Here is a 25,977-nt window from a genome sequence, read left to right as displayed (position 1 = left end):
ACAAGCTCATTCATAATGTCATGATGATTCCGTGCCTCAGATGGAGAGAAGTCCCGTCTATTACAACGGGACCCTTGTTTCCTTACGTATGAGATTGTATGTAATTGACTACTTCTCCCACCGTGGTGATGGTCTCTGCATCTTCATCAGAGATCTCCATATCAAACTCGTCTTCCAGTTCCATGACCAACTCAACGACATCAAGAGAGTCAGCGCCGAGGTCATCTTTGAAGGAAGCTTCCAGCGTGACTTCCGCTTCGTCTACGCCAAGTCTGTCGACGACGATACGTTTTACACGTTCTACTACTTCGGACATCCGATTCACCTCCTCCTAGGGTATTATACGAGAATTTAAGACAAAACGCCATACGTAACCGTTGCATTTCCGGTCATTGCGGCGTGATGCTATCTTACATGTACATGCCGCCGTCAATATGGACGGTTTGGCCTGTCATATAGGAAGCAGCATCGGATGCGAGAAAGCGTACCGCTGCCGCAATATCCTCGGCTGCGCCAAGGCGCGCAAGTGGGATTTGCGAAGAAAGCGATTCCTTCACCTCGGAGGACAGCTTGTCCGTCATATCCGTTTGAATAAAGCCCGGTGCAATGCAATTTACGGTAATGCCGCGGGAAGCAAGCTCGCGCGCGCTCGACTTCGTGAGGCCGATTACGCCTGCTTTCGCCGCGACATAGTTCGCCTGACCGGGATTTCCAAGCACGCCCACTACCGAAGAGATATTAATAATGCGTCCGGCACGCTGCTTCATCATTGGCCGCGTGACCGCTTTGATCCCGTTAAAGACACCCTTCAAGTTCGTCTCAATAACTTGGTCAAATTCCTCTTCTTTCATACGCATAATTAAATTATCTCTTGTAATGCCCGCGTTATTCACCAAAATATCGATTGAACCGAATTGATCCACAACTTCTTTGACCATGGCTTCGAATTCGTCGGTTTTGCCAACGTTCGCTTTCAGAATGATAGCGCGTCGGCCAGACGCTTCAACCGCCTTGGCCGTCTCCGCCGCAGCCGCCTCGCTGCCCGAGTAGTTGATCGCAACATCGGCGCCGGCTTCTGCAAGCGCAACGGCGATAGCACGGCCGATACCGCGGGATGCGCCCGTTACAAGCGCTTTTTTGCCTTCAAGACTAGCAAACATGGTATACCTCCTCCAGGTTTTGCACGAGCACGATGCTACAGTGTTTCGAGTGCAGCAATGCTGTTTACAGAGATAACGCGCAGATTTTTGTCGACTTTCTTGATCAGGCCTGCAAGGACAGTGCCCGAGCCGATCTCAACGAAAGTATCCACGCCTTGTTCGGCCAAATAACGGATGCTGTCTTCCCATAGAACCGGAGAGTAAACCTGCTCGACCAGAAGATTGCGGATCGAAGCCGCTTCCGTTACCGGAGCAGCCGTTACATTCGCTACTACCGGAATAGCTGAATCGTTCATCGGCACTTCCGACAATACGCCGGACAGCTTCTCAGCCGCTGGCTTCATCAGCGAGGAATGGAACGGCCCGCTTACTTCCAGAGGAATGACACGCTTCGCGCCGGCTTCTTCTTTGCCTCGCTCAACAACGGCTTGAACACCTGCTGCCGAGCCGGAAACAACGATTTGGCCCGGACAGTTAACATTCGCCAGTTCAACCGTATTTCCTTCTTCCGTGATCTTCGAACATAATTCGGACAGAACGCCGCGTTCCGCGCCAAGCACGGCGGCCATTGCGCCTTGTCCGCTAGGGACAGCCTGCTCCATGAACTCGCCGCGCGCGCGAACCGTGCGGACCGCATCCTCAAAGCTGAGCACGCCTGCCGCAACCAGCGCGCTGTACTCGCCAAGGCTATGGCCAGCCACGTAATCGGCTTTGAGTCCTCGGCCTTCAAGCGCCTTCAGCAAGGCAACACTTACCGTCAGAAGCGCCGGCTGCGTATTAACCGTCTGCTTCAGCAGATCGTCAGGACCGTTGAATATAATATCGCTAAGCTTGAAGCCCAATGCTTCGTCCGCTTGCTCGAAGACAGCGCGGGAGCTTTCAAACGCTTCGTACGCGTCTTTGCCCATACCAACGGCTTGCGCGCCTTGGCCGGGAAAAACAAATGCAGTTTTGCTCAAACGAATTCCCTCCATTACCAGATCAATACGGAAGCGCCCCAGGTGAGGCCTCCTCCGAAGCCAACAAACACGAGGCAGTCCCCATCGTTAACTCTTCCCTGCTCTACGGCTTCTGCCAGCGCGACCGGAATCGATGCCGCGGACATATTGCCGTATTTGTCCAAGTTAACCATACACTTTTCTTCCGACAGGTCGAGTCGGTTAAGAGCCGATTGAATGATACGGACATTGGCTTGGTGAGGAACTAGAAGATTGATATCCTCTTTGCTCATCCCGGCTTTGCGAAGAGCTTCCTCCGCCGCATTGCCCATAATGCGCACCGCGAATTTAAACACTTCATTGCCGGCCATATGAATGAAATGCTGCTTCGATGCAACGCTTTCCGCCGTTGATGGCATGCGCGAACCGCCGCCGCTTACTTTCAAGAGATCTCCGCCGCCGCCGTCAGCGCCAAGCTCGAACGACTTGAATCCGCGGCCTTCCTCTACCTGTCCGAGCACCACGGCGCCTGCGCCGTCGCCAAACAAGATGCACGTGTTGCGGTCCGTATAATCCGTTATGCGGGATAAGGTCTCGGCCCCAACAACAAGGACATGCTTGTACATGCCGGTAGCGATCATATTCGAAGCGGTTGCCAGACCGTATATAAATCCGGAACAGGCTGCCGACAAATCAAATGCAGCCGCTTTTTTCGCTCCTAGCTTTTCTTGCAGCAGGCATGCCGTCGAAGGGAAGAACGTATCCGGCGTAATTGTCGAAACGATAATTAAGTCAATGTCTTCAATGGCAATGCCCGCCGCGTCTATCGCTTTCAGCGAAGCCTGATAAGCCAGATCGGAAGTCGCCTGCTCCGCTGCCGCCAGACGGCGTTCGCGGATCCCCGTGCGCGTTACGATCCATTCATCGTTGGTTTCCACCATTTGCTCAAGTTCTTGATTGGATAAAATCCGGTCGGGAACGTATTTGCCCGTACCAATAATGCCAACAGGATGTAATTTCATCATGACCTCCCGCCTATTTCCGCCGCTATAGACTCCGTAAGCTGGGCTTTGATAGCCGTCCGGGCCTGCCGGATCGCATTTTTCACAGCCTTAGCATCCGAGGAGCCGTGACATTTCATCACCAGTCCGTTCAAGCCAAGCAGCGGAGCGCTCCCATGCTCCTTGTAATCCATCTTTTTACGCAATGCGCGAAGTTTCGGCATCATAACCGCTGCGGCAAGCTTCGTCATAAGCGTCTCGCCAAAAGCGTCTTTCAGGAATGTCATCAGCGATCCCGCTGTCCCCTCCATCGCTTTAAGCATAATATTCCCCGCGAAACCGTCGCAAATGAGAATGTCACAGCTGCGATTAAGCAAGTCACGCGCCTCAACGTTTCCGATAAAATTAATCGGAGCCTGCTCGAGCAGATCATAAGCCGCTTTCGTCAGCTCATTGCCTTTACGCTCTTCGGTACCGACATTCAAAAGGCCTACGCGCGGGTTGTCAAAACCATGCACCTTTGCGCGATAAATACTGCCCATGATTGCGTATTGGAGCAAATGCTCAGGCTTCGCGTCCATATTGGCGCCAAGGTCAAGCGCAAGCACTCCAACATCGTCCATTGTAGGAAGCATCGGGGCGAGCGCGGGACGCTCGATCCCTTCCAGTCTGCCAACGACAAGCAGTCCGGTCGTCATCAATGCACCGGTGTTGCCCGCGGAAATCATCGCATCGGCGCGTTTCTCGCGTACCAGCTGGCCGGCAACGACCATGGACGAGCCTTTTTTTCGGCGAACCGCTTTGACCGGCTCTTCATCCGGACCGATCACCTCATCTGTATGGCATAACGTCACGTTGGCCGGTTTCTGTCCTTTGAACAGCGGCTCAACTGCCGCCGTATCGCCGACAAGAACCAATTCCGTATCCGGCCACTCCGCCGCAGCTTCCAACACGCCCTGAACGATTAGTCCAGGGGCGTGGTCGCCTCCCATCGCATCTATGGCGATCCGCATGTTTCTTACCTCCCAGCCGCTCTGCCCCGTTAGAAAGGCAAAGCGCTAACATAAAAGCCTATGCCTCGTTCTCTCCTTCACCAGCCGAACGGTAAATGACGAAGTTCCCTTGGAACACCATTTCATCCCCGACATAGGTAAAGAGCTCCACCTTCGACTTGTGGCGCTCGCCGGATATCGAACGTACATAAGCTTTTGCAATGCACTTCTCGCCCAGCTTAACCGGCCTTATAAAGCGGATGTCCGCCGTGACCGTCAGAGCGATTTTCTCTTCGATAACTGCAACAGCCAGCGAGTTCGCCTGGGCAAATACGTGATGGCCCCGGGCAATTCCCGTGCGCGAGAAAACATGCTCTTCTCGAATTTCGAATATCGAGATCCCGCTTTTGTCCAGCTGCAAATCTACAATGTCACCAATCACTTCGTGCAGCGGCAAGGACTGAACGGAATCGTAAGAACGCTCAGCCATCAGCTTCAACCGCTCGCGCAGTTCGGGAATACCCAGTTCCATCCGGTCAAGCCTTATGGTCTGAATGCTGACCTTCAAATGCCTGGTCAGCTCCCGGTCCGTCATAAACGGATTTTCGTCAATTAATTGTGCGAGCAGCTGATGCCGCTGTCGCTTAGGCATTCGTTCGATCTTCGGCACCACCTTAACAGTATTGTGACCCTTGTCTGATTTTACTCGAATAATGGCTGATATTATAACCTGGTACTAAATAAGTATATAAAAAAAAGAGTATGTAAGCAACGGACACAAAAAAATAGCACCTCATCGTAATGAAGTGCTATTGTGGGAAACCCCGAGATTATTGGGAAATAATCTCTTTCGTTTTGTAATATCCGCACACTTTGCATACGTGGTGGCCAAGTTTCAGCTCTCCACATTGCTCGCATTTTACCATACCTGGTACCGCCAGTTTGAAATGCGTACGACGTTTGTCGCGGCGAGTTTTGGATGTTCTTCTTTGAGGTACTGCCATGTTTCCCACCTCCTTCACAGAATCAATGAATCACGCTTTATTGTTCGTCTTTGAATAAATCCTTGAGCACTGCCATGCGAGGGTCAATTCTCTCGGTTGAGCAGCCGCATTTTTGTTCATTTAAGTTCTGTCCGCAATTTTGGCACAGTCCTTTGCAATCGTTACTGCATAACGGAGCGAACGGCATGAACAGCTGAAGCACTTCTTCCACATAAGGCTTCAAATCCAGCCTGTCCCCTGCTACGGCAATAACGTCGTCGTCCTCGTCCTCTTCCTTTTCTTCCTCGTCCTGCTCGGACGCCGGCTTGAACTGGTCGGACACAGGGATTACCGTGTGAAGCTTAACGGGATCAAGACAACGCGAGCAAGCGAGCTCCCAATCAATGTACAATTCGCCTTCGACCGTAATCGAGCCTTCATTGCCCGTTACCTGAAGCGACACATGGAGCGGACCGTGACTGATGACATCCGATCTGTCTTTGAATAACGCGGACACATCGAGATTCTCATCAATCTTTGCCTTAATGCCTTTGGACATCGTTTCTTGTACATGAAACTGCATGTGATCACCCCAAACAAACAAAAATTATTATATCTATCATCGAGCGGTTTTGTCAACATTTTCACACTGTTTTTCATCTTTTGCCGCGTTATTTCGTGAATATAACGATATCCCTGTGCTATGATGGGACATATATCCATCTGAAATAAGGAGATGTCAGATTGCGAACGGTAGGACTAATTGTTGAGTATAACCCATTTCACAACGGTCATCAATATCATTTGCGCGAATCGATCAAAATAGCAAAAGCCGACGCCGTCGTAGCCGTCATGAGCGGACATTTTTTGCAGCGCGGAGAACCGGCCGTCATGGATAAATGGGCCCGGACGGAAGCGGCGCTGCGAGGCGGCTGCGATCTGGTGCTGGAGCTGCCCGTCGCCTACGCTACGCAAGCAGCGGAGTGGTTCGCTTACGGAGCGGTCTCCACTCTGGAAGCGACAGGGGTCGTCGACGCCTTCTGCTTCGGTACGGAGAGCGGGGAGCTTGAAGTGCTGCATGAGGCAGCCAAGCTTGTCGCCCACGAGCCGCCAGTCTTTCAAAGTCTGCTTCGGGAAGCTATGGAGAACGGGAGCAGTTATCCTAGCGCTTACAGCTCGGCGATTGCTTCTTACCTTGCTTCGATCGGGCGGGCGGATGCGGCGGTTTTCCCTTTTGCCCAGCCCAATCATACGCTAGGTCTTCATTATTTAATCGCACTGGAACGGATCGGCGGGCGGATGCTGCCCTACACGATACGCCGGGAGAAATCCGAATACGGGCAAACGACGGTTACCGACAGCGCCATCGCCAGCGCTACCGCGATCCGCAAGCTGCTGCTGGAAGGCGGCGAGCTTGAAGCAAGCAAGCCGCTCGTGCCTGCCGGTACTTTTGCCGTGATGCAGAAGGAATGGTCTTCCGGCAGAAGCCCTGTAAGCTGGGCCAACTTCGTCCAGCAGCTGCTGCATGCCGTTGTCACCCACACGCCGGAACAGCTTGCCGGCTACCGCGAAATGACGGAAGGTCTCGAACATAGGCTCCTTCAAGCGCTGCCGAAGCTGAACCATACCGGATTTGAGCCGCTTATTGATGCGCTTAAGACGAAGCGTTACACCCGGACCAAGCTGCAGCGCTCCCTGCTTTCTATTCTGCTCCGCCATAAAAAAGAAGATTTCACTGCGGAGAAGCTTGCTGCCGGCGTCCAATATATCCGCGTGCTTGGATTCACGAGCAAGGGACAGCAGCTTCTGCGCCGCATGAAGAAGGAAGCGAAGCTTCCCGTCCTGCTAAGCGCCGCCAGAGCTCCAATCGAATCCGGATACCTCGAGCTCGATACGCAAGCTTCGGCCGTCTATATGCTGGCCCAGCCCGGACATGAGTCGGCGGCAGCGATGTACCGCGATTTTACGGACAGGCCGATCATTATCGGGTAAGACCCGCTTCATCCTGTATTGCAGCTATAGCAGAGCCCAGCGAGGTGACGGGGATAACCTTCATCTCGCTGCGAAGCTCCTTCGCTTTCGCCGCAGCCTCCTCATAGTTATCCTTCGGAGCAAGGAACAGCTCTGCCCCCGCTCGATCCGCCGTAACCACTTTTAAGGCAATTCCGCCAATGGATCCGACGTTCCCGTCTTTGTCAATCGTTCCTGTTCCCGCAATTCTGAGCCCCCGGGTAAAATCCTCATCCAATAGGAGATTAAGAGACTGCAGCGCAAACATCAGTCCGGCAGACGGTCCGCCAACGTCACTGGCTGAGATCGTGATTTTCCGGCTCTCATCGTCAGGCTGCAGCCCTTCAGGCGATACTTTGTAAGGAATATCAGAATAGCGGTAGGCAGCTTCAACGGCGCTATTCTGCGAAGTGAGCATGTCTTTGGACATCCGCGCCAAATAATCCTTCTCCGACAGCCCATTCATGACCGAGTTCTTGCTTAGTATTTGAAAGTCTTTGTTCCATAAAGCTTGAATCGCCTGCCAATACTTCGCATCGGTTAATTTAACGGTTGTAACCAAAAAAACGCCGCTTTTGTCCGCTCCGGCATTAATCTGCTGGATTGCTCCGCCGTTACTGCTTTGCTGAACGAACGGCGCCGTCTCGAACGTTAGCCCAGGCTCATAGACAACCAGCGGTGTCGGAGCATAGACTACGATCCACAGCATAACGGCGATCAAAAAGATCCCTGCCGCCTGCCTCGCGTTACCGTTCAGCCTAAACTTGCCCATAGAACAACTCCCTCCCTTCCTCAAGGGTCTGGTCTATCCCGCCCTAGACGAGCGTACAATGGAACAGACCCCGGTTCGTCCAAGCTCTTGCGTAATCGATGATCCTAATTCCAATGGAGTTGATAGATATGGCACGAACGATTCTGTATGCGGCAATCTCGATTCTGATGGTTGCCGCCATCATACGTCAACCGGATGAAGCGTTCCAAGCATCCCTTCAGGGACTGACCATCTGGTGGAACATCGTATTTCCCGGTCTGCTGCCCTTCCTCGTCTTGTTTGAGCTGATAGCCGCATTTGGCCTTATACACGGAATCGGCGCTCTTCTTCGTCCTGTGATGCGAGGCTTGTTCAAGCTGCCCGGCGAAGCTGCGCTGCCCTTGCTCTTTGGGTGGTTATCCGGACATCAGGCAGGCGCCGAAGCGACGGCTGCTCTTCGCCGCGATCAGCTTGTAACGAGACGAGAAGGGCAAAGACTGCTGGCTTTGTCCCATATGCCCAACCCGCTTTTTATGATTGTCGTTATTGGGGCGGGCTTCCTGCATCGGCCGGAGCTTGGCTTATTTATCGCTCTTATGGTCTGGCTCTCCGCCCTCTGTTCGGCCGGATGGATTTCGCTGTTCAGCCGGCGGAGGTCTGCGTCGCATCACCTTAATGTCCCTCAAGCGGCCGTTGCACCGAGAGGCTTGATTAAAAATGCAGCGGACGCGATTACGACAAGCCGCGACCGTGACGGTCGCAGCTTTGGCAAGGTACTTGGCGATGCGGTCTCTTCCGGCGTTCAAAAGCTGCTAGTTGTTGGCGGCTTTATGATTTTTGCGGCCGTAGCAGCCCGGCTGGCGTTACCGCTCATCCAATTCGCGCTGCCAAGCGGTATTGCCGAATTGGTGCTGCCCGCTTTACTCGAGAGCCATATCGGTGCCTACGGGGCAGCCGTATGGCAAGGCCCCGGCATTACTACCGCAATAAGCGCCGCCGCGGTTGCGGCTATTCTGGCCTGGAGCGGGTTAAGCGCGCTGCTGCAATCCGGCTATGCCATCACCGGCACGGATTTGAAGCTGCTGCCGCTCATAGGCGTCAGACTGCTGCATGCGCTGCATGCCGCTGGGCTAGCCTTGCTGCTGTGGAAGCCGGCACAGGCTGCCCTTGCGATGCTGCCAAGCCGGCTGACCGGCGCTACGGCAGCCATGCTGCAGGACGGCGCTCGCTGGCAGCGCACTTCCAACGCATACGAGGCCGTCACCGCAGTTGGCCTCCCGTCGCTCTGGCCGTATGCGCTGACGGCCGTCGCCGTTCTTGCTATTATGCTGCTGTTGATGCGCGCAGCCGCGCCGCGCGTACCTGGCCTCAAGAAACGCTAGTTAGCCGTTTGACTGCCTCGCTTTATATTTCTCTACGAGACGAGTCTCGATCGGAGCCGGAACAAGCTCATGAACCGGTCCCCCAAACATCGCGATTTCCTTCACAATGCTGGAGCTGAGATACGAATATTTCGGGTTCGTCATCATGAAGATCGTCTCGATCTCTTCATCCAGCAACTGATTCGTTGAGGCAAGCGTAAGTTCGTACTCGAAGTCCGTCACCGATCGGATGCCGCGGACGATAACGCTGGCTTTGCGCGATTTCATGAACCGTACGAGCAAATCCCGGAAGCTGTCAATCGACACATTCGGAATGTCGCGCGTTATTTCGCGAAGCATCTCTTTCCGCTCGTCAAGCGTAAACATCGGACTTTTGCTTGTATTGTTAAGCACCGCCACGATGACGTGGTCGAATTGCTTGGCCGAACGGCGGATAATATCGAGATGCCCCAATGTCGGAGGATCGAAGCTCCCCGGATAGACCGCTACTCGTCCGTTCTCATTCATCTGCATGGCTTGTTCCTCCATCTGCGCTGCCGGGCGAATAACGGTAGATCGTAACTGCCGTATCGCCATATTTTTGTTTTCTCAGCAAAATAAAATGCTCCATCTCGTCCGGATACTCATGCCCGGCATCATGCTCCACCACAATAGTCGCGCCATCCTCCAGCAGCGACCGCTGCGCCAGATCGGCCATCAGCTCGTCCATATGGGTCAAGCGGTAAGGAGGGTCGAGGAAGACGATAGAGAACGCGATTCCCCGCTTCTCCAGCAGTTTCAGCGCACGCTCCGCGTCGTTGCGGTATATTTCCGCATGCCGTCCCATTCCTGCCGCTTCGGTATTTAATTTAATGATATCAATGCTTATTTTTTCCCGGTCGATAAAGATCGTCCGCTCGATGCCTCTGCTCCAAGCTTCAATACCGAGCCCGCCGGTGCCGGCGTATAAATCGAGTGCCAGTCCACCGTCGAAAAACGGTCCAATCATGCTGAATATCGCTTCCTTCACCTTGTCGGTCGTCGGACGGGTATTCATGCCTGGAACCGCCTTCAGCGTGCGGCCTTTTGCCGCTCCCGCAATGACTCTCACTGCTTATTGCTCCCTTCCTCTACTGTCGATGCCTATAGTACCACACTTTCCCTTGGATTATAAAGGCACCCGGAGAGGAGGAACGAGGGCCTCAATATTTTTTTGGAGTAATATGTATAATCGCCCACAAACCGGACAAGATAAAATCATCGGCGTCGGAAGATGCCGTAGACAACCGCGGAGAAGACTTACGTTTCCCCATAAGCTCTTCGTCCGGTTTCTCCTCTCCCATGAAAGGACGCTCAGAAATGAGCGTCCGATTTTTTTGTAAACAGGCCATTTCCCCACTGCTAATTCCGGTCATTTTGGTATATAGTTACAGTACCACTTTTAATAGACGGGAGGTTTACGGCCCTATGAACCAGTTCGGCAGCTATATTATTCCCTTACTCGTTATTCTGTTTGTCGTGTACCGGCGCTTGAAGCGTTCGGTAGGTTTTCAGCCTTTCAAGCCGAGCAGGCTGAAAATGCGCATCGTTATCTTCAGTATCATTGGCATTCTGCTGCTGGCCTCCGGCTTCCCGCATCCTGCGATCTATATTTCCGATGCCATCGGTATCGCCTGCGGCGCGGTAATTGCTTATTATGCCATCAAGCACAGCCGTTTCGAACAGCGCGAGGATACGTTGTTTTACCGGACGCATGTCGGCATCGAGACTTTGGTTGTCCTGCTGTTTATCGGAAGAATCGCCTTCCGGATCATTGAAATGTTCGGCACCGGAGGCGCCACTGCCATGAATCCGGCGCTAAACAACGAAACGGCGCAGATGCAGCAGTATACGAATGATCCGCTGACCGCGGCAACTTTCTTCCTGCTTGTAGCTTATTATATCGGTTATTATACGTTTATCCTTCGCAAGAGCGACGAGAAAGCGGCTGTATCCTAAAAGCGTTCCCCTTCGGGACGCTTTTTTTCATTGTCCTCTAAAACCGTAACCTTGCGGCTTGTCAGGAATATCATGGCATGAGCAAAAAAATGATGGCGAGGAGACTGCAGCATGGCCGTTTACCGCATAATCGTCGATTTGTCGGACCGGATGCTTCATCTGCTTGACGGAAATGTTGTCGTGAACTCTTATCCCGTTGGCATAGGCAAGATGGTTACCCAGACACCTTCGGGAGAATACAAAATTATTAATAAACAGGAAAATCCCGGCGGACCCTTTGGCGTGTTGTGGATGGGATTGTCCAAACCGCATTACGGCATTCATGGCACGAACGACCCTTCCTCGATCGGAAGAATGGTATCGCATGGCTGCATCCGGATGTACAATGAGGATGTGCTGGCTTTGTCCAATCTTGTGCCGGTTGGAACCCGGGTTACGATTCGCCCCTGAATGCAGGGAAAGCGGCGGTCTCTTAAGGGAGATCTGCCGCTTTCAAAGTGACGGTCTGGGTTGCCTGCTCCCAAACGGTTTTGCGGTTTAATGATGCCGCCAAGTCTCTTACCGTTACATAACCTGTGGAAATATCGAGCCGGGAATCAAGCGGATGGCCGTTAACCGTCACCTTGCCTGCGGTCCAGCCAATAGCGGCACCAAGCGTTTCCCCAAGTGCCCGGGCAGCAACCCAGGTTGTTCCTCCGTCCAAGTATCCGACCGCGGCAACAAAACCGTCTACCAGAATGGGAACCGTCTGCGAGGAACGGAACATCGTTGTCGATGATGCGGAAGCAAAGGCCGTATCATACTGCTTCAAGGAATATTGGTTTATGAGGGTAACCAGCTTACTAGGATAAGCAGGATCCGTCGCATAACCGCTCACGTACAGCATCGTGGCCTGTTGCTCGGGCGTTACGGCTGCACGGACGCGGACATAGCGGGGAGTGGCAAACAGCAGATCCTGATCCTTCATGAAATGATACACGCTGTTATAAGCGCGAAACGACGAATTCATGCTGATCAATGTTCCGTCAACCACTTCCCAGGTTCCTTTCACCACCGCTTCGCCATGCCAATAAGCATTGGGAGCGCCCGATCCGACCTTAATGCCTCCGAGATTGTACCAAGGATGAATGACCCCGCCGGTCTCGAGCATACACTGCGCCAGCCGCAAGGAAGGAAAAATCGATGAGCCTTCGCGTCTGACCTGCAGAACAGTCGGGACAAGCGCTGCAATAAATTGCGATCTTGTGAGATTCGCCATTTATCCTCCTCCTTTCCAGTCAAAAACTTATACAAGCTCCTCTCAGTGTATGGAGCTTTGATCCGATTCGTAACGGTGACTGCCGCCAAGGTAACAAAAAAACTCCGTTATGCCCATATTCGGACTAACGGAGCTCATCTGCTTACAAACTATAAAATTCACGCGTATTCGAGAGCAGCCGTTCCCGCACTTCCTGCTCCGGAAGCTGCTTGATCGCGGCGATATGCGCGCAAACATCATGAACCATTTGCGGCACGGTCCTACGGCCCTCGTAAGGCCCTTCAAAAGGCCACGGTCCGTCCGTCTCCACCATGATTCGCTCCATGGGATACTGCTGTACCAGCGTCCTGATCTCCTGCTCGTAGGCCACGTCCGGCGTCACCGAAATCATATAGCCGAGCGAGATCATTCGCTTAATCGTCGCTTCATCTCCCTTAAACCAGTGGAAATGGACCTTCTTTACCTGATGCCGCTCCATGATATCGCAAGCTTTGGATCCATCCTCATATACCGCATGCAAAATAATCGGACGGCCCAGTTCCGCGGCAATCGCGGCAAATCGATCAAGCAAATCGAGATAAGGAGCCTCGTCAAAAGGTCTCCCTTCCTCGGCTGCAGAGGTCCGGGAATAATAAGGCAAGCCAACCTCGCCAATGGCGAACGCTGCGCCGGCTGCATGCTTCGCCTTAATCCATGCAAACAGCTCATCTTGTTCCCATGCCGCAGGAACCGGCTGTTCGGGATGATAACCGTATGCGGGAAACACCCGTCCCGGGAACGACTCGGCGAGCGCGGCGTTGGTCTTGCAGGAATCCAAATGCATCGACACCGCTACAACCGCTTCGATTCCCTCTTCAAAAGCCTGCTCGAGCAATGCTTGCCGATCGGCTTCCTCATAGGAATCAAGATGAATATGCGCGTCAATTGCGTTTTTCCGCTCCATGATGATCAGCCTCCTTACGCCTGTTGAAGCAGCTCGTGAATCTGCTGCTTCAGTTCGTTAAACAACGGTTCCCGCCATAATTGCTGGGAACGGGGTCTTGCGAAGGGTACGATGATCTCTTCCAATATCACTGCCGGCGCTGATGACAAGACAAGGATCCTGTCCGACAGCAGCAATGCTTCCTCGATGCTATGCGTAACAAGGAGAACCGACCGTTTGTTCTGCTCCCAGATGGACATCAGCCACTGCTGCATCTGCTGTCTCGTCAACGCGTCAAGCGCGCCAAACGGCTCGTCAAGCAGCATTAAAGTCTGGGGAGACAGCAGCGCCCGCAGGAAGGATACGCGCTGCTGCATCCCGCCGGATAACACATGGGGATAGGAATCGGCGTACGCCGCGAGACCGATGCGATCCAGCCATTCACGTGCCTGACGCCCCGCTTCCTTACGCTCCATGCCTGCGATTCCAAGCGCAAGCTCGATATTAGCCGACACCGAACGCCAAGGCATCAGGGAGGCCTGCTGAGGCATATACGATATATGCCCCCGGCTGCCGGTTACTTGCTTGCCGTCAATCCAGATTTCACCGCCAGTTGGTTGCTCCAATCCGCCAATGAGCTGGAACAACGTTGTTTTTCCGCTTCCGGAGGGTCCGACAATGGAGACGAATTCGTTCTCGGCAACGGTGAGCGATAAGCCGTTCAGGACGTTTTTCCGGCCAGCATCAAAGCTTTTGCGGATCTCTTTTAGTTCAAGCGCTGGAGCCGTCATGCTCCTCCCCCTCCTTTCGCCGGACGCCACCGGATGACAAACCTTTCGACGAGAGCTACGAGTCCAAATAAAGCAAGGCTCAGCGCCACGATTAGAAAGACCGAAGCAAATACCCTTGCCGGCTCATAACCTTTGGATGAGAGAATCATATAATGGCCTAATCCCTTGTCAGCTCCAAGCCATTCCGCAACAACGGCGCTTAGAACGGCATACGATGCGGCGATTTTGAGGCCCGAGAATAAGTGCGTAACGGCATTGGGCAATTCGAGCCGCGTAAACAGCTGCCAGTCCCCCGCTCCAATCATCCGCATGTAATTGCGAAGGGTCGGATCCGTATCCTTAAAGCCATTCAGCATGGCCACGGATACCGGGAAGAAACATACGATCCAGACGAGAATAAGCTTGGGCAGAACGCCGTAACCGAGCCAAATCGTAAGAATCGGGCCAATCGCGATGACCGGCACGTTTTGCGTGACGACAAGCAGCGGATAGACCGCCCTCCGGACAAAAGGAATAAGGTGCAGAATTGCGGCAAGAATGATCCCGGCTGCCGCGCCCCCGCCGAATCCGACAAGCGCCAGCTCCACCGTTGCCCAGGCATTGTCCATCAGGCGCGGCCAGACGTCAACCATTTCTTTTACGATAGAAGTCGGCGAAGGCAGCTGCCACTCGGGCACAACGCCGCTATCAACCGAGAGCTGCCAAGCGGCAAGGATAAGGATGACGAGCAGCAGAGAAGGCCAGACCGCATGATACCAGCCTTTATTGCCCATCCGGATATTTCTCCAACAACCGGCCCATGGAAGCCCCGTTAGCCGGATTGAAATAGACCTTTACCTGCGAGATAACGGACGGACAGCCCATCTCGGTCATGGCTTCATTCATGGATTGCACGATTTCGAACAATTGCGGGAGTTCGCCCTCCATCGTTGTCTCCAGAGGCGCTACCCGGTAAGGGACACCCGATACCTTAATAATCTCGATTGCGCGGTCTACAAACGGAATAACGCTTTCCCCGTTTGGCGTTGTTGGCAGAATTTGAATACTTACAAGCGCATTGGCCATCATCGTCAGCTCCTCTTAATCCTATTGTTTTAGCTAAGCTTTCGGGAGGAAGTCGTTCGTGAACGCTTTATCCGCCTCCAGCTCCTTCTCCAGCAGCTTGTGAGCGAACATCCACTGGGAATAGTTCACCCATACTTCCTTCTTCTGCACGCCCCACTGCGAAGCGTCATCCGTATATTTCGGGCTAAGCCACTTCTGGCTTGCGCGAACGAGGTCCGCATTCAGATCCGGCTCTGCCTTAATCAGCACTTCCGCCGCATCCTCCGGATGGTCAATCGCGAATTGGTATCCCTTAGCGGCGCCTGCAACAAAAGCTTTAACAATCTCCGGTTTCTCGGCGATCATTTTCTCGCTAGTTTCAAGAAGCGGCGTGTAGTAATCCAGCTTGTCGCTGTAATCGGTCAAGTAAACCATATTCAGCTTCTCGCCGCGCAGCTCGGCTTCCACGCCCGTCCAGGCATAGTAGATCCAGGCAAAATCAATGTCGCGCTTCACCGCCGTGAAGAAATCCGTATCGCCGATGCTAAGCATCTTCACTTTGGTTACGTCCGCGTTCTCTTCCTGCATCAGAGAGCCGATTACCGCTTCTTCTACCGGCGCTCCCCAACCTCCATAGGTTTTGCCTTCAAACTTTTTCGGAGAGTCGATTCCTTTGGATGCCGGCGAAGCGAAGCCCGAAGTATTATGCTGAATCACGGCAGCAACGGATACAAGCGGCACACCGGCGATTCGCGCCATGGTGAGCGACTCTTGGTAGCCGACGCCAAACTCCGCTCCGCCGGAAGCTACCATTTTATCCGCGCCGTCCTGGCCAGGCTGAATAATCTCGACGTCAAGGCCTTGCTCCTTGAAATAACCTTTATCCCGTGCCACGTACAATCCGGTATGATTCGTGTTAGGCGTCCAATCCAGTACGACCTTTACTTTGGTCAACGGCTTGTCCGCTCCGTTACCGGCTGACTCGTTCCCCGTATTCTTGTTGTTGTTCGAGCCGCATGCGGCCAGCAGCACAACTACCGCCAGCATAGCTGCAACAATCGCGAACCTTCTCTTTGCACCTGATCTCATCTTTCTGTCTCTCCCTCTCTCTACTTGACTATGACGTTTGCTATTATGGCCGGACTACCTTCTGAAAATAAAAAAAGCCCTCCGATTTCCGGAGAGCCATACATTTCGTCAGCTTTATTACAGGTCCGCCCGCTCCATAATATAACGGGCAACCTAAATAACAAATTCCTACGCTGGCATTATCCAGATCAGGTATAAGGGTCGGAATTTTCTTCGGAATTCCCTCTCAGCTAGCCTCAACCAGCTCCCCGGTGCTATTCACTTACGTCAATAAACCTCATTATACCCTTTCTGCCCGAAAAAGCCAGCTTCCTTTTAAATAAGTCATCTATTCAAGGTTCAAGGTTAGACATAAGCCGATTTTTACGCTTGGTGGGTTGTTGTCCTTATAGCCGCGTGACCGGGATGAATAGTATGTAGTCGAATGCATATCCGCTAATATCGAGAGGATTGAACCGGGGTGAAAAGACGACACAAGAGAGGCAAGAAGCCGAAACGGTCAAACGCATCGAGGTCTAGAAGACGCAAATCAGGAGGCCGTACCCGATCATACGGCAGACGAACCGCTAAGCGTCAAGCAAAGCGAAAACAGCGCCGGCTCTCCAATAAGCGCAGCGCCGGGCGGCCCGCCGCGGAGAAGGCAACGCTTCAATCCGACGGCTCAACCCGGGAACCAGGCGTAAATATTATCGGTTTTGTTCATGCCGAGATGGGAATCGGGGAATCCTCGCGGCTAGCGGCAAAAGCGATTGATTCGGCGGCCATTCCGTTTGGCCTCCTTAATTTCCCGCTTGCCGTAGCCTCGAGAATGTCGGATTACAGCTGGTCGCATAAGCTGCTGGATAAAGCCCGGTACAACACCAATATTTTTCATATGAATGCCGACTTTATGCGTCCTGCCCGCGAGCATTTCGGAAACGAATTGTTCAACAGCCGTTACAACATCGGGTATTGGCATTGGGAGCTGCCGGAGTTTCCGGAAGAGCATGTGGAAGGCTTCAGCCATGTCAACGAGGTGTGGGTGTGCAGCAAATTTGTTGCCGAGTCCGTCTCCAAACGGGCATCCGTTCCCGTTGTTACGATTCCTCACTGCATCCAAGTACAAGTCGCGCCGAATATTAACCGCTCTTCCTTCGGGCTGCCGGAGAACCGGTTTCTGTTCCTAATGATGTACGACGTTCAGAGCTCAACCTTGCGCAAAAATCCCCGGGCGGTAATTGAAGCCTTCAAGCTGGCCTTTGACAAAAACGATCAGCGCGTTGGACTTGTCCTTAAGGTAAATAATGCGGACTTCCGTCCAAATGAGCTTGCCGAGCTGAAGAAGCTGATTGCCGAACGGAGCAATATGCATTTAATTGACAGAGTGCTGTCAAGGCACGAAGTAAACGCCCTGCTGCAGTGCACGGACAGCTATGTTTCCCTTCACCGTGCCGAGGGATTTGGTCTTGGTCTCGCGGAAGCGATGTATTTAGGCAAACCGGTCATAGCAACGAACTGGTCCGGCAACACGGAGTTTATGAATGCTTCAAATTCCTGTCCAGTTTCCTACCAGCTCGTTAACATCGGGCAGGACTGGGGGCCGTACAAGAGCCATCAGATCTGGGCAGAGCCTAATATCCGTCATGCCGCGGAATACATGCAGCGCCTCCTATCCGATGCTCGCTGGCGGGAATCCATTGCGGCAAGCGGCATGAGGACGATTCATAACGATTTCTCTCCTGCCGTGATTGGCCAACGGATCAAGAACCGGTTAATAGAGCTGCGTCAGATTTAAAACAATGAAAGGCCTGACCGATAGCGAGATTGCTCTCCCCTACCGGGTCAGGCCTTATTAAGCCAGCTCATTGCGCCAATAATTCAATAAATCCCTCATGGTCTGCTCGAACGGAATTTCCGGCTTCCATCCGGTCTGCTCGTAAAACTTGCTATAATCCCCTACAAGCACCTTAACATCGGATGGCCGAAGTCTTGTTTTGTCTTCCTCTATCGTAATATCGACGGTACTATAGCTAAGCAGGATTCGAATCACCTCGCGGATCTCATGGCATTGACCGGATGCGATATTATAGATTTCACCGGCCTCGCAATTGTCCATCGCCATCCGGTAAGCTCTAACCACATCGCGCACATCCGTGAAATCCCGTTTGGCGTCCACATTCCCCACATACAGAACCGGCGGCTTTAATCCCTTCTCGATCTCCGCGATTTGCTTCGCGAAATTCGAACTCACGAATTGTTCGCCTCTGCGGGGACCATGATGATTAAAGGTCCGCGTTCTGATAATGTGCTGTCCATAGGTTTTGAAATATTGGTAGCCCAAGTAGTCCTGGGCGATTTTACTGACTGCGTACGGACTTATAGGTCGAAGCGGATTGGTCTCCTTGACCGGCACTTCGTCTTCTTCCACATGCCCGTATTCCTCGCTGGAGCAGGCAATCAGCACTTTGGAGGCTAACCCAAGCTTTCTTACCGCTTCCAGAAGATGAACCTGCCCTACAATATTGTTCGTCATGGTCTCGGCAGGCGATTCCCATGACAGCGGTACAAAGCTTTGCGCCGCCAAATGAAAGATCAGGTCCGGCCGAATGTCCGCCATCATACGCTCAACCGCCTGAGAATCCATCAGCTCGCACTCATACAGGCACATATCCGGCAGCAGATGGCGAATATGGCGCAGCGAACTGTGACTCCTCATGGTTCCTGTCACTTCAATCCCCTCGCCGAGCAGATGCTCGGCAAGATGACTGCCTACAAAACCGGTTATTCCTGTAATCAGTGCTTTCATCCCTGCCGGCCTTCTTGATCCGCAGTAAGCGCGGCGATCGCATGCTTGACATTTTGTTCGTCCGATTTCCGGCAGATAAGGAGGCCTTCTTCAGTAGATACAATAATCAAATCCTCAATACCAATCGCAACAACCTGCTGCTGTTCCGAATAAATAATCGTGTTGCGCGTCGCAAACGGGAAGATTTGCCCCAGCAGCAAGTTTCCGTCGCCATCCGTATTAAATATTCTCTCAAGCGAGGTCCAGGTTCCAACATCGTCCCAAATAAATTCGATAGGGATCGTATAAAGACGCTCCAGCTTTTCTACCAGGGCATAATCGATAGAAAGCTTCTGCAAACGGGCATACGACTGCCTGAACTCATCATCCTTTTGGTCAAAAATAGACCACATCCGCGGCTGATACTTCATCATGTATCCGGCGATCGTAGACGGCTTCCATATAAATATACCGCTATTCCAATACATATTCGGAAGCTCTATCAGCTTCTCGGCTTTTTCCTTGGTTGGCTTCTCAATAAAAGCTTTGACCTCTTTGATGCGTTCCCCAAACTTATCCGCATGCTCTTCGGTTTCTATCGTTTCAATATAACCGTAACCCGTTTCGGCTCTTGTGGGGACTATGCCAAGCGTGACGACAACGCCATCCGTCTTGGCCGCCTGTTCCGCCGCGCGAAGAGCATCCATCAATTCGTCCGTATCCGGAATGTATTGATCGGAAGGTGCCGTTACGAGCACGTCGTCCAGCTCCTGCTTCAGGAAATAACTGGCCGTCAATGCGATGCAAGGTGCGGTATCTCTCTGATCGGGTTCTATAATGATACGATTGTCTCCCAGCTCGGGAAGCTGTTCCTTCACGATCGGCAAATAGTTTTCGCTTACGGCGACATACACGTTTTCTTCGGGCAGACAGGAACGGAATCGCGCGTAGGTTTGCTGCAGCATCGTTGCCTCTTCCGAAGCCAACGTCAGAAACTGCTTCGGCTTGGCAACCGTGCTTCTTGGCCAAAAACGCGTCCCCTTACCTCCTGCCATAATAACAGCGATCATTGACTTTCACCTCGAAACGGTAACCCTTCTACTATTAAAACCTCTCTTCTAGTCAAGCCGGAGCTCCTTCCTTAACCGGTGCCGGATTGATAAATTACATATCTTCAACTTATGCTTTAATAGAGTAATCCTAATGGACGAATAGCCAAAAGGGACGGAAATCAGGCAGATGACTCCGCCCAACTATCGCTTTCAAGCATAAACGTCCATACTTTGACTTAATCTATTAAAAATAGACAATCGTTCACGGCAAATACCGTCTTCTCTATGAATCTCGCAACATATGATACGGTATATCAATTGAAAGGAGAGGATTAGATATGGGAGAAACAGGTTTGACAGGTCTGACCGGTCTGACTGGAGCTACTGGCCCTACAGGCCCTACTGGCCCTACGGGTCCTACAGGTCCTACAGGTCCTACTGGCCCTACGGGTCTTACTGGCCCTGCTGGTCCAGGTGCTGCGGTTTACGGTGCTAACGGAGGGGTCTTCCCGCTTGGCGCAATCGGAATCATCGGAACAGTTATTCCACCTGTTGAAATTCTTGCCGTTCCCGTTACGGTTACTTCGGCTGCAGCCAATAAAGTAAAAATCGACGGGGTTGTTGACGTAGCGATTTCCGGTACAATCCTTGGCGTATTGCTGAACCCAACGATTACCGTGGATCTGCTCCGCGACGGCGTTGTAGTAGCTTCGGTTACAAGCACAACTTTCGCAACGATAGCACTTGCTGCAGTACTGGATCTTGAAGTAGTGATTCCAATCACTTTCTACGACACGCTCACTGTCGGCGCACACGAATATACGCTCGAAGTAGCCGTTAACTCGATCTCTGTAGCAATCACAGGTGCTACTGCTTCGGTTCAATACTCCTCGCTTACAGCTTCGGTCGGCGTCTAACCAAACCCAAACAGCCTTTTCCCTTCACGAAAAGGCTGTTCCTCTACATATGCGCTTAGAGTGGCGCTTCTCCCTTGATGAGCGCATTGGCTAGATGGCCGAAATCGATCGCTACCTTGCCGGTTAAGCGGGCAAGCTCTTCGGTAATCAATACGGCAGCGATTCCCGCGGAGACCAGTGCAATGTCAAAATCGTACTGTTTAGCCAATGCCACTACTCTGGCGGCATCCCGGGCACCGTTAACCGGCGTTACGACGCCTGCAACGAATAAGCCGCGATGGGCAAGAACGGCGGATAGCTGTTCGGCCATATTGCCTATAAGGAGAATACGCCTGTTCTGCAGAATCGGGAGAAGGCAGCCCGCCGTGCATAAGCTGTAATTAATAAGAGAATCCGTCCATTGCTTCTCCCGGAGCGATAAGCCAAAGGCTTGAAAAACCGGCGATACAAGCAGCTGATAATTCGGCATTCTGGTTCTCGGTATGCCAACAATATCGGCCCCGTTAACCGCTTCGACCAAGCGGTTGCGAATATCCAGATCCGGCACCTTCACTCCCGCATATTCCAAAAATTTGCCTTCCCGCCTTACTTGATCAACCGGCATAACGATTTCTTGAGCCATGGTAAGCAGCTCTCCGTCTCCGAGCCTTACAACCGATAACGGCCGCTTCTCCTCCATGGCATGAAGAATCGCATCTCTGACCTGTTCCGGAAGCATAAGAGGAATGGCTTGCTCCATATGCATGCTTACTCCCGTTGCTATGATTTGCTGGAGAGACAGGTCCGGAAAAATGATATTCGGCGGCAATAGTTGATCTATAATTTCTTCCCCGCCTGCATATTTTCCCTCTTGATATCCTTTTGCGTAGCCCTCCATAAAACCGGCAAGCTTCCCAGTCTCCGCCCTGGTTCCTTCCGTTTCCGCTTCATGAGCCGCTTCCGGCACTGCTTCTCCTAGCTCTGCCGGGTTCATGATGATTTTGGGCGAAGCATGGGTTAAACGTCGTTTCCTGCCGATTTGCTTCTTCCGTTTCCGCGGCTTACCTTTTTTGCGAGGCGTCCGAATTCGCATGACGTTCCCCCTTGCCGTTCTCATCGTGTAATTCAAGAGGGTCTATTCCCCATTTATTCATAAACAGCCGCCGGTTTCGCTCAACCAGCTCCTCAAGAGCTTCTCCGTCATAACGGCCGAAGGAAGCACTTCCATGATGATAGACAAAAGCATCCTTTGCGACGGCAACGCGGTACCCAGCGCGATAAGCCCGGTAACAGTAATCGTCATCCTCGTAATGACCGGGCGAGAACCGTTCATCGAGTTGACCTATTGTCTGCATCAGGCTGCGGGAGAACAACATGCAAAAACCGATGATCCGGTTCACGAACTCGCATTGCCCGTTCTCATCGATTTTCAGACGCTCGGCGAATTCGTCATAACGGCCGGTCATTGCGATTTGCTGCCTGCCGCTCGCATAGTTTGTCATCGGCCCAACCAGCCCGATGGCAGGATCCGAATCCAACACGCTGTGCATCCTGCCCAGCCATTCGGACGTGACCAGAACATCATTATTAAGCAGAAGCAGCCGGTCGCCTCTGGCCAATCTCATACCCCAGTTGCAGGCCGCCGGAAACCCCGTGTTCACCGGCAAGGAAATGGCAATGATCCGCTGCTGCTTCAAATAATCCAGCGTACCGTCGGTTGAGCCGTTGTCAATAACAATAAGCTCATACGGTTCTTTGGTATGCTTGCGGATCGTTCCGATGGCCTCCCGCAAATGGGAGAGCGCGTTATAGGTCGGAATGATGATGCTTGTTAACATCTTTCGCACGCTCCCTTTTGCGCAAATGATCGGTATATTTCAAGCGCGGGCTTTCCTCCCGCATCGCCCAACCCAGCGCTTCCAAATGATCGCCCATAATCAGCTTAGAGATCGGATTGCTCGCGCCGACATTATCCTTCCGGTGCCTGTTTCTTTTAAATACATTGATGCTGCCGCCGATCCCGATTCGCAAGCCCCTTTGCAAAGCAATGGCCTGCGCTTTCGGAGGAATCGCTAGGTTGGCGAAACCGATCACGTCAATCGCTTTTCGGCTTAAGGCATGCGGAACGGCCGTCATGGAATTCACATTCAAATCATCCCGGCGATTGGAACGGTTCAGAAAATATTTCATAATTGAAACTTCGTCCCAATCGGAGAACATGCCTACATAACGGGAAAGATCGTTCAAAGCGACGTCCATGTCACGATCAGTCGCCCTTGCAAAGCTTAATAGCTGTTCAGCGGCTACCGGGATATCGGCGTCAAGAAAAATCACGATGTCGGAGGTTGTAATTTTCGCTCCGATTGCTCTTCCCACATCGTGACCCAAGGCTTCGTTATAGTGGAGAATGATCGCTCTGCTGCTCGTTCTTGCCATCATAAAGCTCGAGTCCGTCGAGCCGTTCACAACGACAACGATCTCATGGAGGGGCATTCGCTCCAGCTCCTGAATGGTTGACTGAATGGACAACTCCTCATTCATGGCCATAACAACGGCTGCCACTTTCTTATGGGTCGGAAGCAGTACCCAATTGCGAGTCTCGTCAAATGAACGAGTAGAAAAATACCCTTCAACGAATGCTTTCATTACCGGAATGTACTTGCCGGCGGCAGTTGCTTTTCGAATTAATCCGCTTTCCTTGAGCCACAGCCCCTGCACATGTTGTTGAAGGTCTGCCCCCTCCTCCATTAGTGCCGTTTGAGCAGCACTTCTGCCGAGTCTCCAAGCCAATATGGTTAATTGCTTGCTGGTCCCCCTATCCGCAAGCCCCCGCTTGGTCTTCTGGGGCCTGGATTTCCTTGCACCGGCCGGATTCGGGCGCCGTCTCGGCCGGGATGTCAACGGTTTGGTAGAATACGCTGTTTTTCTTTTCCTGGCGAGGCTTCTCATATTCACACCTCGTTATTCTCAGTATGTCTTTCTATGTGCATGCCAATAGAATCCTCCTAGCGTCTGCCTCTGACATTGTATGTGCGGACAATAGAATCGTAACGGCTTATGTACGGCACCGCGCTTCATAAATGTGTATATCGCCTGCACGTTTGTCCCTGACCTCTTATAGCAAACGAACATAAAATATTTCAATTCTTGTGCTTCTATAACGATAGTTGGGGAGTTGACTTATGGATTGGAAGTTTTATAGGCCAGAATACGCAGCCGACCATGCACCGGAAATACCGGCGGGAATGATGACGGAAGGAGCTTGGTCCGGACACCGCCGCTTTGCATACGATCTTGTTCGTTTCGCCAAACCGAAAGTAATCGTTGAGCTTGGCACCTTATACGGAACTTCGTTTTTCAGCTTCTGCCAGGCCATTAAGGATGCCGCTCTCGATACCGCCTGCTATGCCGTGGACACTTGGCAGGGCGATCCTCATACAGGGATGTACGGGCAAATCAACGATGGCATTTATCAAGCGGTTCAATCGGTCAAAAACAGGGAGTTTCCGAATGTCGGCAGTCTTGTGCGATCCACTTTTGACGAAGCGCTTGCTAAGTTTTCTGATAAAACGATCGACATCCTTCATATCGACGGCTATCATGCTTATCATTCGGTGCTCCATGATTATGCGAGCTGGCTGCCGAAGCTGGCGCCAAACGGTATCGTCCTCTTTCATGACACAGCAGTCAAAATCATGCATTTCGGCGTTCATATTTTGTGGGATCAGCTTAGCGCCATTCATCCCCACATGCAGTTCCAACATTCCAACGGCCTTGGTGTGCTCTTTCCGAAAGGCGTGCCGGACAAATTTCAGGATGTTCTTGCCCAGCAGCAGAAGCTCATCCTCCGTTATGCCAGAGGGTAGAGACCATGAAATACACCATTCCGAAAGACACCTACAAGAAAGCGAAGGATTGGGTGAAAACCCTTTCCGCAAGCGAAGCCAAAGAACGATATAAAGTGATTTATCCAGCCGAAACGGTACGGTTGCCTTCCCCAAGAAGCATTGATCCGCACCGCTGGATCTCAACCTGCCACTATGAAGAAGCTTTTGTTGTCAGCATTCCAGATGGAAGGCTTATGACAAGCCACATGTACGTGATTACGCCGGATAACAAGCGGCTTGGCGATCTGGAGCTGTACGATACCGGCTATGAAAAAATGGTTCTCGAAGAGCCTGACTATTATGCCGGAACCGTCGCCTCCTTGTTCTGGGGCTGGAACTTCCCAAAACCAAAGAGCCGCGGCACGCACACGGTATTCGGACACTGGTTCTTTGACATTTTGCCCCGCATTCATCTGCTGGAGAAGAGCGGGATAACGATTGATAAATACGTATTGCCCAAACTGACCTTCCCTTTTCAATACGAGTCATTAAAGCTGCTTGGCATTCCCTTTAACAAAATTATTCAGGTCGATCAAACGGACTTCCATCTGAAGGCTAAGACTTTGGTTGTGCCCGCCGTACCGCTCATGATCGGAAAATGTCCGCCTTGGGCTTCGCATTATATCGCGGATCAAATGAAGAACAAGCGTAAAATCCGCAAACGCAAAGGCTACGAGCGGATTTATATCACGCGTGAGGACGCGGAGGCCCGACACGTGGTCAACGAAGACGAGGTGCTTCGTTACCTGCAGACAAAGGGGTTTAAGAAGATTGTGCTTACGCCGATGACGACGGAGGAAAAAATCGAAGTTTTTGCTTCGGCCAAAGTCATTGTGGCGCCTTTCGGCAGCGGCAGCATTAACGTTGCCTTTTGCGACCCCGGGGCATCGCTGATTGAACTGGCCCCCGTATCCTTTGTCGACAATTATTTCTGGAAGCTATGCTGTCATGCCGGGCTTGATTATTACGAGCTGTTATGCAGGGTTGAATCCCAGGCGCATGTAGGTGCGGACAACATCATTGTCGATATCGGAAAGCTGGATATTTACTTGCGGCTTAACGGTATTGTGAATGCTTGAA

General features: G+C 52.3%; 30 protein-coding genes and 1 riboswitch. Of the genes, 8 read left to right on the top strand and 22 right to left on the bottom strand.

Annotation, left to right across the window (positions count from 1 at the left end; translation table 11 throughout):
* Window positions 1-82 precede the first annotated feature (82 nt).
* The 8 genes from acpP to CFI03_RS18460 all read right to left on the bottom strand — a co-directional run bounded on the left by acpP (window position 83) and on the right by CFI03_RS18460 (window position 5,657).
* Window positions 83-316, bottom strand: coding sequence for an acyl carrier protein (acpP, locus tag CFI03_RS18495; RefSeq protein ID WP_091181516.1), 234 nt, complete (start codon window positions 314-316; stop codon window positions 83-85).
* Between the two features lie 94 nt (window positions 317-410).
* Window positions 411-1,160: a 3-oxoacyl-[acyl-carrier-protein] reductase gene (gene fabG, locus CFI03_RS18490; RefSeq protein ID WP_248758462.1), complete on the bottom strand. Its 750-nt coding sequence runs from the start codon at window positions 1,158-1,160 to the stop codon at window positions 411-413.
* A gap of 35 nt (window positions 1,161-1,195) precedes the next feature.
* Complete coding sequence (fabD, locus tag CFI03_RS18485) at window positions 1,196-2,119, bottom strand: ACP S-malonyltransferase (RefSeq protein WP_248758460.1); 924 nt, start codon at window positions 2,117-2,119, stop codon at window positions 1,196-1,198.
* Between the two features lie 14 nt (window positions 2,120-2,133).
* On the bottom strand, window positions 2,134-3,120 hold the full coding sequence (locus tag CFI03_RS18480) for a beta-ketoacyl-ACP synthase III (protein WP_248758486.1): 987 nt from the start codon (window positions 3,118-3,120) through the stop codon (window positions 2,134-2,136).
* On the bottom strand, window positions 3,120-4,112 hold the full coding sequence (gene plsX / locus CFI03_RS18475) for a phosphate acyltransferase PlsX (RefSeq protein ID WP_127495197.1): 993 nt from the start codon (window positions 4,110-4,112) through the stop codon (window positions 3,120-3,122). The genes CFI03_RS18480 and plsX overlap by 1 nt, the downstream gene beginning before the upstream one ends.
* 58 nt (window positions 4,113-4,170) lie before the next feature.
* Window positions 4,171-4,743, bottom strand: a complete 573-nt coding sequence (gene fapR, locus CFI03_RS18470; RefSeq protein ID WP_248758458.1) for a transcription factor FapR — start codon at window positions 4,741-4,743, stop codon at window positions 4,171-4,173.
* Between the two features lie 178 nt (window positions 4,744-4,921).
* Complete coding sequence (rpmF, locus tag CFI03_RS18465; RefSeq protein WP_015845071.1) at window positions 4,922-5,095, bottom strand: 50S ribosomal protein L32; 174 nt, start codon at window positions 5,093-5,095, stop codon at window positions 4,922-4,924.
* 37 nt (window positions 5,096-5,132) lie between these two features.
* Window positions 5,133-5,657: a YceD family protein gene (locus tag CFI03_RS18460; RefSeq protein ID WP_248758456.1), complete on the bottom strand. Its 525-nt coding sequence runs from the start codon at window positions 5,655-5,657 to the stop codon at window positions 5,133-5,135.
* Between the two features lie 161 nt (window positions 5,658-5,818).
* On the opposite strand from CFI03_RS18460, the gene CFI03_RS18455 reads away from it, so the two are divergent.
* Complete coding sequence (locus tag CFI03_RS18455) at window positions 5,819-7,066, top strand: nucleotidyltransferase (RefSeq protein ID WP_248758454.1); 1,248 nt, start codon at window positions 5,819-5,821, stop codon at window positions 7,064-7,066.
* Here the strand turns inward: CFI03_RS18455 and CFI03_RS18450 are convergent.
* Complete coding sequence (locus CFI03_RS18450) at window positions 7,056-7,856, bottom strand: S16 family serine protease (protein WP_248758452.1); 801 nt, start codon at window positions 7,854-7,856, stop codon at window positions 7,056-7,058. The two genes, CFI03_RS18455 and CFI03_RS18450, sit on opposite strands and share 11 nt — an antisense overlap.
* Before the next feature lie 128 nt (window positions 7,857-7,984).
* On the opposite strand from CFI03_RS18450, the gene CFI03_RS18445 reads away from it, so the two are divergent.
* The gene (locus CFI03_RS18445) at window positions 7,985-9,217 is read left to right on the top strand and encodes a nucleoside recognition domain-containing protein (RefSeq protein WP_248758450.1); all 1,233 of its coding nucleotides are present in this window, start codon (window positions 7,985-7,987) and stop codon (window positions 9,215-9,217) included.
* Here the strand turns inward: CFI03_RS18445 and coaD are convergent, their stop codons facing one another.
* A complete protein-coding gene (gene coaD, locus CFI03_RS18440; protein WP_127495202.1) occupies window positions 9,218-9,730 on the bottom strand; it encodes a pantetheine-phosphate adenylyltransferase in 513 nt (170 codons plus the stop codon).
* Window positions 9,717-10,307, bottom strand: coding sequence for a 16S rRNA (guanine(966)-N(2))-methyltransferase RsmD (rsmD, locus tag CFI03_RS18435; protein ID WP_248758445.1), 591 nt, complete (start codon window positions 10,305-10,307; stop codon window positions 9,717-9,719). Before rsmD ends, coaD begins: the two co-directional genes overlap by 14 nt.
* Window positions 10,308-10,663: 356 nt before the next feature.
* On the opposite strand from rsmD, the gene CFI03_RS18430 reads away from it, so the two are divergent.
* Both CFI03_RS18430 and CFI03_RS18425 read left to right on the top strand, forming a co-directional pair.
* Window positions 10,664-11,194, top strand: coding sequence for a cytochrome c biogenesis protein CcdC (locus CFI03_RS18430; RefSeq protein ID WP_248758442.1), 531 nt, complete (start codon window positions 10,664-10,666; stop codon window positions 11,192-11,194).
* Window positions 11,195-11,305: 111 nt separating this feature from the next.
* On the top strand, window positions 11,306-11,644 hold the full coding sequence (locus tag CFI03_RS18425) for a L,D-transpeptidase (protein WP_127495206.1): 339 nt from the start codon (window positions 11,306-11,308) through the stop codon (window positions 11,642-11,644).
* A 22-nt stretch (window positions 11,645-11,666) separates the two neighbouring features.
* On the opposite strand, the gene CFI03_RS18420 is transcribed toward CFI03_RS18425, so the two are convergent.
* The 6 genes from CFI03_RS18420 to CFI03_RS18395 form a co-directional block, all read right to left on the bottom strand.
* The gene (locus CFI03_RS18420) at window positions 11,667-12,452 is read right to left on the bottom strand and encodes a glucosaminidase domain-containing protein (protein WP_248758440.1); all 786 of its coding nucleotides are present in this window, start codon (window positions 12,450-12,452) and stop codon (window positions 11,667-11,669) included.
* 142 nt (window positions 12,453-12,594) lie between these two features.
* On the bottom strand, window positions 12,595-13,395 hold the full coding sequence (locus tag CFI03_RS18415; protein ID WP_248758438.1) for a TatD family hydrolase: 801 nt from the start codon (window positions 13,393-13,395) through the stop codon (window positions 12,595-12,597).
* Between the two features lie 14 nt (window positions 13,396-13,409).
* Window positions 13,410-14,165, bottom strand: coding sequence for an ABC transporter ATP-binding protein (locus CFI03_RS18410; protein WP_248758436.1), 756 nt, complete (start codon window positions 14,163-14,165; stop codon window positions 13,410-13,412).
* Window positions 14,162-14,938: an ABC transporter permease gene (locus CFI03_RS18405; RefSeq protein WP_248758433.1), complete on the bottom strand. Its 777-nt coding sequence runs from the start codon at window positions 14,936-14,938 to the stop codon at window positions 14,162-14,164. Before CFI03_RS18405 ends, CFI03_RS18410 begins: the two co-directional genes overlap by 4 nt.
* Window positions 14,928-15,230, bottom strand: coding sequence for a thiamine-binding protein (locus CFI03_RS18400; protein WP_248758485.1), 303 nt, complete (start codon window positions 15,228-15,230; stop codon window positions 14,928-14,930). The genes CFI03_RS18405 and CFI03_RS18400 overlap by 11 nt, the downstream gene beginning before the upstream one ends.
* 33 nt (window positions 15,231-15,263) lie before the next feature.
* Entirely contained in the window at window positions 15,264-16,298 is a 1,035-nt protein-coding gene (locus CFI03_RS18395) for an ABC transporter substrate-binding protein (RefSeq protein ID WP_248758423.1), read from the bottom strand.
* Between the two features lie 147 nt (window positions 16,299-16,445).
* Window positions 16,446-16,559: riboswitch (TPP riboswitch) on the bottom strand.
* Window positions 16,560-16,758: 199 nt separating this feature from the next.
* Between CFI03_RS18395 and CFI03_RS31345 the strand changes: the two genes are divergently transcribed.
* Window positions 16,759-18,072 (top strand): glycosyltransferase family 4 protein, encoded by a 1,314-nt coding sequence (locus CFI03_RS31345; RefSeq protein ID WP_248758421.1) that lies wholly within the window; start codon window positions 16,759-16,761, stop codon window positions 18,070-18,072.
* A 57-nt stretch (window positions 18,073-18,129) separates the two neighbouring features.
* On the opposite strand, the gene CFI03_RS18385 is transcribed toward CFI03_RS31345, so the two are convergent.
* Both CFI03_RS18385 and CFI03_RS18380 read right to left on the bottom strand, forming a co-directional pair.
* Window positions 18,130-19,083 carry a GDP-mannose 4,6-dehydratase gene (locus CFI03_RS18385; protein ID WP_248758419.1) on the bottom strand — a complete coding sequence of 318 codons (954 nt, stop codon included), beginning with the start codon at window positions 19,081-19,083 and terminating at the stop codon, window positions 18,130-18,132.
* Entirely contained in the window at window positions 19,080-20,132 is a 1,053-nt protein-coding gene (locus CFI03_RS18380; RefSeq protein ID WP_248758418.1) for a mannose-1-phosphate guanylyltransferase, read from the bottom strand. Before CFI03_RS18380 ends, CFI03_RS18385 begins: the two co-directional genes overlap by 4 nt.
* A gap of 320 nt (window positions 20,133-20,452) precedes the next feature.
* Between CFI03_RS18380 and CFI03_RS18375 the strand changes: the two genes are divergently transcribed.
* Window positions 20,453-21,031: a hypothetical protein gene (locus tag CFI03_RS18375; protein WP_127495214.1), complete on the top strand. Its 579-nt coding sequence runs from the start codon at window positions 20,453-20,455 to the stop codon at window positions 21,029-21,031.
* A 55-nt stretch (window positions 21,032-21,086) separates the two neighbouring features.
* Here the strand turns inward: CFI03_RS18375 and CFI03_RS18370 are convergent, their stop codons facing one another.
* From CFI03_RS18370 to CFI03_RS18360, 3 genes are read right to left on the bottom strand one after another with little or no spacing between them, the layout of a single operon-like run.
* Entirely contained in the window at window positions 21,087-22,103 is a 1,017-nt protein-coding gene (locus tag CFI03_RS18370) for a GT-D fold domain-containing protein (protein ID WP_248758416.1), read from the bottom strand.
* Window positions 22,072-22,848, bottom strand: a complete 777-nt coding sequence (locus CFI03_RS18365; protein WP_248758414.1) for a glycosyltransferase family 2 protein — start codon at window positions 22,846-22,848, stop codon at window positions 22,072-22,074. Before CFI03_RS18365 ends, CFI03_RS18370 begins: the two co-directional genes overlap by 32 nt.
* Entirely contained in the window at window positions 22,817-23,800 is a 984-nt protein-coding gene (locus CFI03_RS18360) for a glycosyltransferase family 2 protein (RefSeq protein WP_248758412.1), read from the bottom strand. Before CFI03_RS18360 ends, CFI03_RS18365 begins: the two co-directional genes overlap by 32 nt.
* Before the next feature lie 392 nt (window positions 23,801-24,192).
* On the opposite strand from CFI03_RS18360, the gene CFI03_RS18355 reads away from it, so the two are divergent.
* Complete coding sequence (locus tag CFI03_RS18355; RefSeq protein ID WP_248758411.1) at window positions 24,193-24,876, top strand: class I SAM-dependent methyltransferase; 684 nt, start codon at window positions 24,193-24,195, stop codon at window positions 24,874-24,876.
* A 5-nt stretch (window positions 24,877-24,881) separates the two neighbouring features.
* Window positions 24,882-25,976, top strand: coding sequence for a glycosyltransferase family 61 protein (locus CFI03_RS18350; RefSeq protein WP_248758410.1), 1,095 nt, complete (start codon window positions 24,882-24,884; stop codon window positions 25,974-25,976).
* The last annotated feature ends 1 nt before the right edge of the window (window position 25,977 follow it).

Origin of the sequence: Paenibacillus sp. ATY16 (assembly GCF_003399985.2) — a bacterium.
GTDB classification, from domain to species: domain Bacteria; phylum Bacillota; class Bacilli; order Paenibacillales; family Paenibacillaceae; genus Pristimantibacillus; species Pristimantibacillus glycanilyticus.
Note: the sequence above shows the minus strand (reverse complement) of the source record. Positions and strands in the feature narration are given on the sequence as shown.